Below are 575 nucleotides of genomic sequence, written 5' to 3' on the forward strand. Positions count from 1 at the left end.
AGATCGTCACCGCACTACGACTACTCGAACGCAAACAAGTCACCCTCCCACCCAAGAAACACGGAAACATCCCACTATGAGCGAAACGAACGACGACGCCAATTATGTTGCTGCGTCCCTCAGCTGGTCGTTTCGCGGGCAGCCGACCGATACCGACATCGCTGCCGTTGTTGCTGTTCTGACCGCTGCGCAGTCGTCGGTGCTCGTCGAAGCTCCGGTCGTGTCGGATCTGTGGGGTCGACCGGAAGATATGCATCGTTACGGACTTGCCAGTGCTCCAGCCCTTTTCGTCAATGCCCGATATGGCCAGTGAAGGATTTCAGTACATGACTACCTCGACTTCCCATAAGAAAATCTCGAAAGTCCTTGTCGCCAATCGTGGTGAGATCGCGGTGCGGGTGATCCGGGCGGCCGCCGATGCCGGGTTGGCCAGTGTCGCTGTGTACGCCGAGCCCGATGCCGATGCCCCGTTCGTTCGGTTGGCCGACGAGGCGTTCGCCCTCGGGGGTCAGACCTCGGCGGAGTCGTATCTGGTGATCGACAAGATCCTCGACGCCGCCGCCAAGTCCGGTGCC

2 protein-coding genes are annotated in these 575 nt (G+C 60.0%); both read left to right on the top strand.

The window, feature by feature from the left end; genetic code table 11:
* Nucleotides 1-76: 76 nt before the first annotated feature.
* Nucleotides 77-313 carry an acyl-CoA carboxylase epsilon subunit gene (locus CH276_RS25205; RefSeq protein ID WP_045196097.1) on the top strand — a complete coding sequence of 79 codons (237 nt, stop codon included), beginning with the start codon at nt 77-79 and terminating at the stop codon, nt 311-313.
* A gap of 13 nt (nt 314-326) precedes the next feature.
* Nucleotides 327-575: biotin carboxylase N-terminal domain-containing protein (locus CH276_RS25210; RefSeq protein WP_303396069.1), on the top strand; the 249-nt coding region annotated here is incomplete at its 3' end.

It is taken from the genome of Rhodococcus sp. 06-470-2, from assembly GCF_002258235.1.
In the GTDB taxonomy this organism is placed as follows: domain Bacteria; phylum Actinomycetota; class Actinomycetes; order Mycobacteriales; family Mycobacteriaceae; genus Rhodococcoides.

Bases quoted from the DNA above. Each gene is read 5' to 3' on its own strand.
- CH276_RS25205 (WP_045196097.1), top strand. From the start codon at position 77: ATGAGCGAAACGAACGACGACGCCAATTATGTTGCTGCGTCCCTCAGC.